Annotated in this window: 12 protein-coding genes and 1 pseudogene; 6 read left to right on the forward strand and 7 right to left on the reverse strand. The window is 63.3% G+C overall.

Going from position 1 to position 8,485, the window contains the following annotated elements; translation table 11 throughout:
- Positions 1-115 precede the first annotated feature (115 nt).
- From F7P65_RS21590 to F7P65_RS21600, 3 genes and pseudogenes are all read left to right on the forward strand, one after another.
- Positions 116-615, forward strand: a pseudogene (locus F7P65_RS21590) (hemerythrin domain-containing protein).
- A 3-nt stretch (positions 616-618) separates the two neighbouring features.
- A complete protein-coding gene (locus tag F7P65_RS21595) occupies positions 619-1,128 on the forward strand; it encodes a CinA family protein (RefSeq protein WP_150295601.1) in 510 nt (169 codons plus the stop codon).
- 112 nt (positions 1,129-1,240) lie between these two features.
- On the forward strand, positions 1,241-2,374 hold the full coding sequence (locus F7P65_RS21600; protein WP_150295604.1) for a S1C family serine protease: 1,134 nt from the start codon (positions 1,241-1,243) through the stop codon (positions 2,372-2,374).
- A gap of 78 nt (positions 2,375-2,452) precedes the next feature.
- Here F7P65_RS21600 and F7P65_RS21605 read toward each other — a convergent pair whose 3' ends face one another.
- The 4 genes from F7P65_RS21605 to groES all read right to left on the reverse strand — a co-directional run bounded on the left by F7P65_RS21605 (position 2,453) and on the right by groES (position 5,089).
- Positions 2,453-2,641 carry a hypothetical protein gene (locus tag F7P65_RS21605; RefSeq protein WP_070152892.1) on the reverse strand — a complete coding sequence of 63 codons (189 nt, stop codon included), beginning with the start codon at positions 2,639-2,641 and terminating at the stop codon, positions 2,453-2,455.
- A gap of 210 nt (positions 2,642-2,851) precedes the next feature.
- Complete coding sequence (locus F7P65_RS21610; RefSeq protein ID WP_070152895.1) at positions 2,852-3,037, reverse strand: HP1242/YdcH family protein; 186 nt, start codon at positions 3,035-3,037, stop codon at positions 2,852-2,854.
- 56 nt (positions 3,038-3,093) lie between these two features.
- On the reverse strand, positions 3,094-4,719 hold the full coding sequence (gene groL / locus F7P65_RS21615) for a chaperonin GroEL (protein ID WP_150295606.1): 1,626 nt from the start codon (positions 4,717-4,719) through the stop codon (positions 3,094-3,096).
- 55 nt (positions 4,720-4,774) lie between these two features.
- Positions 4,775-5,089 (reverse strand): co-chaperone GroES, encoded by a 315-nt coding sequence (gene groES / locus F7P65_RS21620; RefSeq protein WP_017503362.1) that lies wholly within the window; start codon positions 5,087-5,089, stop codon positions 4,775-4,777.
- Between the two features lie 272 nt (positions 5,090-5,361).
- On the opposite strand from groES, the gene F7P65_RS21625 reads away from it, so the two are divergent.
- From F7P65_RS21625 to F7P65_RS21635, 3 genes are read left to right on the forward strand one after another with little or no spacing between them, the layout of a single operon-like run.
- A complete protein-coding gene (locus F7P65_RS21625; RefSeq protein WP_017503361.1) occupies positions 5,362-5,598 on the forward strand; it encodes a hypothetical protein in 237 nt (78 codons plus the stop codon).
- Complete coding sequence (locus F7P65_RS21630) at positions 5,595-5,864, forward strand: usg protein (protein WP_092956508.1); 270 nt, start codon at positions 5,595-5,597, stop codon at positions 5,862-5,864. The genes F7P65_RS21625 and F7P65_RS21630 overlap by 4 nt, the downstream gene beginning before the upstream one ends.
- Positions 5,861-6,277, forward strand: a complete 417-nt coding sequence (locus F7P65_RS21635; protein ID WP_240334433.1) for a hypothetical protein — start codon at positions 5,861-5,863, stop codon at positions 6,275-6,277. The genes F7P65_RS21630 and F7P65_RS21635 overlap by 4 nt, the downstream gene beginning before the upstream one ends.
- A 12-nt stretch (positions 6,278-6,289) precedes the next feature.
- Here the strand turns inward: F7P65_RS21635 and F7P65_RS21640 are convergent, their stop codons facing one another.
- The 3 genes from F7P65_RS21640 to F7P65_RS21650 all read right to left on the reverse strand — a co-directional run bounded on the left by F7P65_RS21640 (position 6,290) and on the right by F7P65_RS21650 (position 7,845).
- Positions 6,290-6,772: an NADH dehydrogenase ubiquinone Fe-S protein 4 gene (locus F7P65_RS21640; protein WP_150295608.1), complete on the reverse strand. Its 483-nt coding sequence runs from the start codon at positions 6,770-6,772 to the stop codon at positions 6,290-6,292.
- On the reverse strand, positions 6,756-7,271 hold the full coding sequence (locus F7P65_RS21645) for an Hsp20/alpha crystallin family protein (protein ID WP_037522336.1): 516 nt from the start codon (positions 7,269-7,271) through the stop codon (positions 6,756-6,758). Before F7P65_RS21645 ends, F7P65_RS21640 begins: the two co-directional genes overlap by 17 nt.
- A 100-nt stretch (positions 7,272-7,371) precedes the next feature.
- Positions 7,372-7,845, reverse strand: a complete 474-nt coding sequence (locus F7P65_RS21650; protein WP_004209664.1) for an Hsp20 family protein — start codon at positions 7,843-7,845, stop codon at positions 7,372-7,374.
- Positions 7,846-8,485: the final 640 nt, after the last annotated feature.

The following is an 8,485-nucleotide window of genomic DNA, read 5'->3' on the forward strand; positions in this document are numbered from 1 at the left end:
TGTGGGTAATTGGAAGCGTCAGACCTCGCTTACCCTGGACCCGTTCTTCGGAAACCCGAAACGGGGCTGGTCAGTTACCGCGGCATATCCAGGCTCCAGCACGGAAGGACGCGAGATGCCCACCGAAACCTACACCGACGCCATTGCCCTCCTCAAGGCCGATCACCGCAAGGTCGAAGGCCTGTTCGAGAAGTTCGAAAGCGCCAAGGGCGGCAACAAGATGAAGATTGCCCAGGAGATCTCAACGAGCTCAAGATCCACACCGTGATCGAGGAGGAGGTCTTCTATCCCGCGCTGAAGGGCAAGATCGAGACCGATACCCTTACCGAAGCCTATGTCGAGCATGACGGGGCCAAGGTCCTCGTCAACGACATCGTCGCCGGCGATCCCGAGGATGAGTATTTCGACGCGAAGGTCAAGGTGCTCTCCGAGGAGATCAAGCACCACGTCCACGAGGAGGAGTTGCGCCAGGAAGGCATGTTCGCGCAGGCGCGCGACGCCGGTGTCGATCTCGTGGCACTCCGCGACGAAATGCTCGCCCGCAAGGAAGAGCTGAAGGCCAAGGCTGAGGCAGGCACCCTGCCCCCGGCCGAACTGAAGGTCGTTCACGCCTGAAGCATGGGCGAAGAACCCGCTATCGATGGCAAAGCCGAGGACCTTGCCGCCCTGGCGAGCGAGGTCCTCGAGTTGGCGCAGCACACCGGCCTGAGGATTGTCACGGCGGAGAGCTGCACCGGGGGCATGCTGTCATCGCTTCTCACCAATATCGAAGGTCTGAGTTCCTGCTTTGAGCGCGGTTTTGCGGTCTATAGCGATGACGCCAAGACCGAGATGCTGGGTGTCGAGCCCAAATTGATAGAGCGCTACGGTGCGGTGAGCGCCGAAGTGGCGCGCGCCATGGCGCAAGGCGCGCTCGCGCGCTCGCTGGCTCAAATCGCTGTCGCCATCACGGGTTTTGCCGGGCCGGGTGCCAAGGAGGACGAAGAGGGCCTTGTCCATATCGCGCTTGCACGCGAAAGCGCGCGACCACAGTTGCGCGAGTATCACTTCGGACGCGGCGGGCGCGATCGAACACGACACCATGCAGTCCAAACTGCGCTTCAAATGATGCACGACGCTCTCCGCTGAACCAATCCTTCGTAGAGGACCTCCTACCGCTGTTGTGTCACTGCCCGCAAAGATCCAACTCGCCGTCATTGTGCCTTGACCGACATCAAGCGCTCTGCCCATCCTTGCGGCGATGCAGAACGGTGCGGGCAGGATCGGGTTTATCGGCCGTTGGCTGATCGTCTGCGTCAGCATCGCGGCGCTGATCCTTTGGTATGGTCTGTCCGGCAGATTCGGTGCGGCGGATCCGCCAGCGACCGCGCAGCGCCTGGTCACGCCAAGGGGTGAACTTGCCGCCGACGAGCGATCGACAATTGAGCTTTTCGAAAAATCGCGCGCCTCGGTGGTCTACATCTCGACGTCCCAACTCGTTCAGGATGCCTGGTCGCGGAATATCTTCTCAATACCCCGCGGCACGGGCTCCGGTTTCTTCTGGGACGAGGCCGGGCACGTCGTCACCAACTTCCATGTCGTCCAAGGCATGTCGGAAGCCTTCGTGCTGCTCGCCGATGGCCGCAAGTACCGAGCGCGCCTGGTCGGCGCGAGCCCGCAGCACGACATTGCCCTTCTCAAGATCGGTGTCGGGTTCCAATCGCCGTCGCCGGTTCCGATCGGCACGAGCGGCCACCTTAAAGTCGGCCAGAAGGTTTTCGCCATCGGCAATCCGTTCGGGCTCGACTGGAGTTTGACCACCGGCATCGTCTCGGCGCTGGATCGCACCCTACCCAGCGAGAACGGCGGCCCGGATATCCAGCACCTCATCCAGACCGATGCCGCCATCAATCCTGGCAATTCGGGAGGTCCGCTGCTGGATTCGAGTGGTCGCCTTATCGGTATCAACACCGCGATCTACAGCCCCTCCGGGGCCTCGGCCGGCATAGGCTTCGCGGTTCCGGTCGACACGCTCATGCGCGTGATCCCGCAGCTGCTCAGGAGCGGCAGATATGTGCGTCCCTCGCTCGGGATTTCGGTTGACGAGCAGGTCAACGGCCGGCTCAAGGCGCTGACCGGCCGTGACGGTGTTTTCGTGTTGGCGGTTGAACCCGGTTCCGCCGCCGCCAAGGCCGGTATGAGCGGTGTCACGACCGGTCCGGCCGGTCTCCTGCCCGGCGATGTCATCACCGCCGTCGAGGGGAAACCAGTAGGCACTATCGGCGCGCTCCTCGCGCGACTGGACGACTTCGAGGTCGGCGCCAACGTCCGGGTCACCCTCCAGCGGGGGCAAGCTACGCGCGAGGTCAAGATCGCGCTTCAGCCGGGCGAGTAGCTGCCACCAGGTGCGCGCAATCGGAAATCCTCCCGCGACTCGCAGGTGCCGTGACGTTTCATGCGTTTCGAGAAAGGGTCAGGCATCGATCGGCCGGAGGACTTCTCCGGTTTCGTCGATCAGGTATGAGCCGTCGGTGCGGCGCGTGACGACAAGACCGCTATCCAGGATGAAATCGATTTCCTCGCCCTTTTCCATCTGGACGATAGTGTGTCGCCGGCCACTCTCGCCAGCTGCGGGCAGCCGCTTCGTTACGCGCCAATGCATCGCCAGGTTCCTTGGCCTGTCCCATAGATTGTTGCTGACAGACAAAGGAGCCCCGGCGGCTGGCTCGGGGCTCCCCTGTCCATTCTCGCGAGCTTCCCCGAACGGGGCGGACGACCATGCAACGTAGATGGCCGCCATCGGGTTTCCGGCAAAAGCTCGCTGCCGGTAAGCGGTGGGCACTTGCGCGGATCGTCCGCACCAGACTCTCGCTCAAGCGGCTTCGCGCTCTTCCTCGTGACCCGAGCAGGCCGCCATCTGGTCCTTGACCGCCAGCTTCAGCTTCTTGAGCCGGCCGATCAGGAAATGGCGCGGATGGAGACGCTTCTCCTCTTCGCGGATTTCGGCATCGAGACGCGCATGTTCGCGCTCGAGGTAGCGCAGATAATGGTCGTTCATCGTCGAGTTCCTCATATTCGATGATAGGGCCCGGCCCCAGCCGGGCCCTTCGTCTGTCAGTACTCCATTTCGGGCATCGCAGCCTTCGCGCCCCTGTCATCCTTTGGCGCTTCGGCGACGAGCGCCTCGGTCGTGATCAGTAGCGAGGCCACCGAAGCTGCGTCCTGGAGCGCGGTGCGGACCACCTTGGCGGGATCGATCACCCCGGAGCCGACCAGATCCTCATAGTGGCCGGTGGCGGCGTTGAAGCCCCAATTGTAGTCCTCGCTCTCCAAGAGCTTGCCGACGATGAAGGCACCGTCCTCGCCGGCGTTGTCAGCAATCTGCCGGGCCGGCGCGCGCAGCGCCCGGCGGACGATATCGATGCCCGACTGCTGGTCGTCGTTCGCCGCCTTGAGGCCGTCGAGCGCCTTGAGCGCGCGCAGAAGCGCGATACCGCCGCCGGGGAGGATGCCTTCCTCTACTGCGGCGCGCGTCGCATGGAGCGCGTCGTCGACGCGGTCCTTTTTCTCCTTGACCTCGACCTCGGTTGCGCCGCCCACGCGGATCACCGCTATACCGCCCGCGAGCTTGGCCACGCGCTCCTGCAGCTTCTCGCGGTCGTAGTCGCTGGTCGTGGTCTCGATCTGCGCCCTGATCTGCGCGACGCGGGCGTCGATGTCCGAATGCGCGCCGGCGCCATCGACGACGGTGGTGTTGTCCTTGTCGATGATGACTTTCTTGGCGCGGCCGAGCATGCCGATCGTGACATTCTCGAGCTTGGTGCCGAGTTCCTCGCTCACGACGTTGCCGGCGGTGAGGATCGCGATGTCCTCGAGCATCGCCTTGCGGCGATCGCCGAAGCCCGGCGCCTTGACCGCCGCGACCTTGAGGCCGCCGCGCAGCTTGTTGACGACGAGCGTCGCCAGCGCCTCGCCCTCGACGTCCTCGGCGATGATGAGCAGCGGTCGGCCTGACTGGACGACCTGCTCGAGCAGCGGGATCATCGCCTGCAGGTTAGAAAGCTTCTTCTCGTGGATGAGAATGTAGGGATCTTCGAGTTCGACCTTGAGCTTCTCCGTATTCGTGACGAAATAGGGCGAGAGATAGCCGCGGTCGAACTGCATGCCCTCCACAGTCTCGAGTTCGGTCGCAAGGCTCTTGGCTTCCTCGACGGTGATCACGCCCTCGTTGCCGACCTTCTCCATCGCCTCGGCGAGAATGCGGCCGACTTCCTCGTCGCCGTTCGCGGAGATGGTCGCGACCTGCGCGATCTCGCTGTTGGCGCTGACCTTGCGAGCATGGGTTTCGAGGTCCCTGACCACGGCGCCGACGGCGAGATCGATGCCGCGCTTGAGGTCCATCGGGTTCATGCCGGCGGAGACCGCCTTCGAGCCTTCGCGCACGATCGCCTGGGCAAGCACGGTGGCTGTAGTAGTGCCGTCGCCGGCCTTGTCGTTCTGCTTCGACGCAACCTCGCGCAGCATCTGCGCGCCCATGTTCTCGAACTTGTCCTTGAGTTCGATTTCCTTGGCGACGGTGACGCCGTCCTTGGTGATGCGCGGCGCGCCGAACGATTTCTCGATGACCACATTGCGGCCCTTCGGACCCAGGGTCACCTTCACTGCGTTGGCCAGCGTATCCACGCCGCGCAGCATGCGATCACGCGCGTCGGACGCAAACTTGACTTCCTTGGCAGCCATTGTCTCGTCTCCTTTCTTCGATTTCCTTCCACGTGTCAGAGGATGCAGGTCGCTGTCAGGCGGCCTGCTTGAGCTCTGCCTTGGCCTCGATCACGCCGAGGATGTCGCTCTCTTTCATGATGAGCAAATCCTCGCCATCGATCTTGACCTCGGTCCCCGACCATTTGCCGAAAAGCACGCGGTCGCCTGCCTTGACGGCGAGTTCAACGAGCTTGCCGCTGTCGTCGCGCAGGCCCGCGCCGACGGCGATCACTTCGCCTTTCTGCGGCTTTTCCTTGGCGGTGTCGGGGATGATGATGCCGCCCGAGGTCTTCTCCTCGGCTTCGATGCGGCGGACGACCACACGGTCGTGCAAGGGGCGGAAATGCATGCATAACCTCCAGATGCAAAACTGAGATGTGATAGGCCCGGCGTTTATTCGAACGTCAGGTGACGCGGAATTAGGAAAGCTCATTTTTTGCGTCAAGATGGTGCGCGAAAATTTTTGGCACTCGCAGGCATCGAGTGCCAGGTGTCGGCTTATCGAGTTGTTACGGTGCGATTTTCCCTCTTGACGCGACTCGCCAGCGTTCCAAAATTTGCGGCGTGGGCGGCGCGCCCGCTCATGAGAAAGGAGCGACACCAAAGGAAGGAGGCAGAGCCATGTCGCAGCCATTTTCCCGCTATCTTCATCCCTTCGACGTTGCGCACAATCCGAGCCTGGAGCCGGAAGTGAAGCGCGCCATTCTGGCATCCTGGGCGTCCGACCGCGCCGCGGTGCGCGACCATCCCGGCCTGCGCATGCCGCCCGGCGCCACGCGCGCGGTGCCGATCGATGACATCCTTGCCGCCATGCATGCGATCGACAGGCCCGCGGAAGGTTCCCGCGCTTCGCCATGAGCCGACGCGATGTCATCCGGCAGCTCGAGGGCCATCGGCTGACGACGGCAGAAATTCGTTACTACCGTCCGGATGCGCCCTCGCTGCTGCAGCTGTTCGTTTGGCAGGAGTACGATCTCGCGCCCGACTTTCCAAGGCTGTTCGCGTTTCTCGAGCATTGGCGACGCGAGATCGAGGCCCCGCTCCACTCGGTGTGCATTTCCTATGACGGGATGATCCGCCCCACCGAGTGGCGCGCGGTCGATGGCGTGATCGATATCCGGTGAAGCGCTTGTCGCTCAAGCGGTGGCGCAAGCCGAAGCCGGACGACGTGCCGGTACGCCTGCCCTTCAGCGACATCATGGAATTCGCGATGGCGCTCCTGTCGATCTCGCCGCACGAGCTGCGAGCGCTGGGCTTGACCTTCGCCCATCGCAAGAGACTTCTCGATCACATGCTGGCTTGTGGCCGTGCAGCCGAAGGCATCGAGCCGAACAAACTGACCACCAAGCAGATCGAGCTGCGCTTGCCGAAGGGGGACCTTGCCCGCTTGCAGCATTTCGCGGTGCGCGAACTGGCCAAGGCGGCGAGCAACGCGGCGGTTATCGACCGGGTGCTCACCGCCCTCGATGAGGCATGGCATCAACACGAGCGTCCATCGCACGCTGCATGCTCTGGCGAGCAGTCCTCGCCCTCATGAAGCGCCCCGAGGTTATGCAGACCTGCGATCGTCCTCCTCATTGGCGGCCATGCTGGCGCAAGGGAAATTGCCGCAGCACAGAGCATGCGGGCCGGTGGGCCAGCAGCAAAGCACGGGCCCCAAGGCATCGGGGATAGCAGGACGGATTTGGCCTAGCGACGGCTCCGTCCGGCATTCGAAGTCAAGACCCTGCCTTTGGCAATATCGCTCGGCCGAGGCGCGGTCAGGAAAGCGCAGCTCGATCGTCGCGAGGGGATCGCCTCCGCCGGTCCAACCCATCAGCGGCTCGGCAACCGGCCCCCAACGCGGCGCGAACCTGACCCGCCATCGATTTTGGCGGCGTCGGCCGCCGCTTGTCGCCAAGGCCAACGGCTCAATGATCGCATTGGCGCCATGCGGGAACGAGGTCGCACCAGCAACGGCAACCGCCTGGTTGTCGTTGGCCGAAGGCCCGGACTCGAAAGTCCGGGCCCGGCCGTCAGCGGGCGCCGCCATTGACGGGAATCCGGCGGATGTGCTGCTCCGCCGCCTCTGTCCTCGGCAGCGTGACCGTCAGCACGCCGTTTTTGAAGGTGGCTGCGACCTTGTCGCGTTCGATGCCCCTAGGCAGGCCGATGCGGCGCTCGAAGCGGCCATAGCTGCGCTCCGAGTAGCCGCGATCCTTGTCCTCGACTTCGGACTTCTTTTCGCCGCGCAGGGTCAAGGCGCCGTCCTCGACGAAGATCTCCACGTCCTTCTCGTCGAGGCCCGGCAGTTCCGCCGTTACTCGAATCTCCTTGTCGGTCTCGCCCAGCTCAAGGTGCGGCCATCCTGACATGCGGTCGAAGCCGGCGAAGGCGGGCATGCCGAAGTTGCGAAAGACATCGTCGAAGAGACGGTTCACGTCGCGGTGAAGCGACTGCAGCGGATGGGTTTCCCTTTCCCGCTCGGCGCTGACCGGAACGGGCAGCCGGTTTTCCTGCCGGCTCCAGGGAATGAGATCACGAATAGCCATGATGACATCTCCTTTTCTGGCTGGATGAAAGGCTGAACCTGCCGGACGCCGCGTGCGGGGGGTAGCGGAAGGCGGCGCCGGCAGGCCGATGGGCGCGGGATCAGGCCGGCTCGGCCGCCTTTTCCTTCACTTCGCCCAGTCGCTTGTCGTTGGAAGCGGCGCCGAAGATCTCGATGCGGCGCGGCTTCATCGCCTCGGGCACGACACGAGTCAGCTCGATCGACAGGAGGCCGTGCTCGAAGTTCGCATTCCCGACCTCGATGAAATCGGCGAGCTGGAAGCGCCGCTCGAACGCCCGGGCCGCGATACCGCGATGCAGGTATTCGCCCTTGTCGGCGTCATCGGCACGCTTGCCGGTGACCGAGAGCAGGTTCTGGTGCGCGACGATCTCGATATCCTCGGGCTTGAAGCCGGCGACCGCGATGGTGACGCGGAAATTGTCGTCGTCGATCCTCTGGATGTCGAAGGGCGGATAGCCATCTTCCTCCCGCGCACCCGCTTCGAGCAGGTTGAACAAACGATCGAAGCCGACCGTCGAACGGCGATAGGGCGTAAAGTCAAAGTTCGGTCTCATCTCCAAATCCTCCAAATGAAGCAATTCGGGCATGAGATGCGCCAGTAACCAAGAGCCGGCGCTCTCATGTGTCCAACCGGACCCGGTTTGGCGTCCGGTACCCGTGAGCTAATTTTGGTCGCGCGGCTTTCAAGATAGTGCGGCCAAAAAATTTTTGCGGCGCGCGCAGATTTGCTCAGGCGCTGTGCTCAGCCGGGGAACCGAGCGCCAGCAAGACCAATTTACCGGGCGATTTCAATCCAAATAGAGGTAATGTGTTCTCATGAGGTACCGACTGCTGCGCGATGACGACCGCTCGGTGGCGACGACGAGCGAGGATCTCGAGGGCGAACTGGCCGCGACGACGTGGGCTCGCGCATGGCTCGAAGACCATGCCGATCACGATCGCTACCGGCTCGAGCCTATGGGCGGTTCGCGGCCCATGCTGATGATTCGAACGGTCGCCGGACATGGTACGCTATTCCGATTGCTGCAGAGACGGAACGCACCTGAGCTTGCCGAACGACGCGCAAATTTCGCGTCAGGACGCGGGACCACCCTCTTCGTAGATCGGGCCGAGCGCTAGCCAGCGTCCGCTGCGCGAGCGCTCGATTGGTGTGCCGCACCTGTCGCACAGTGAGGTGGCCTCGCCTTCTTGGAC

The sequence above is a fragment of the Sphingobium estronivorans genome (genome assembly GCF_008692605.1).
In the GTDB taxonomy this organism is placed as follows: Bacteria; Pseudomonadota; Alphaproteobacteria; order Sphingomonadales; family Sphingomonadaceae; genus Sphingobium; species Sphingobium estronivorans.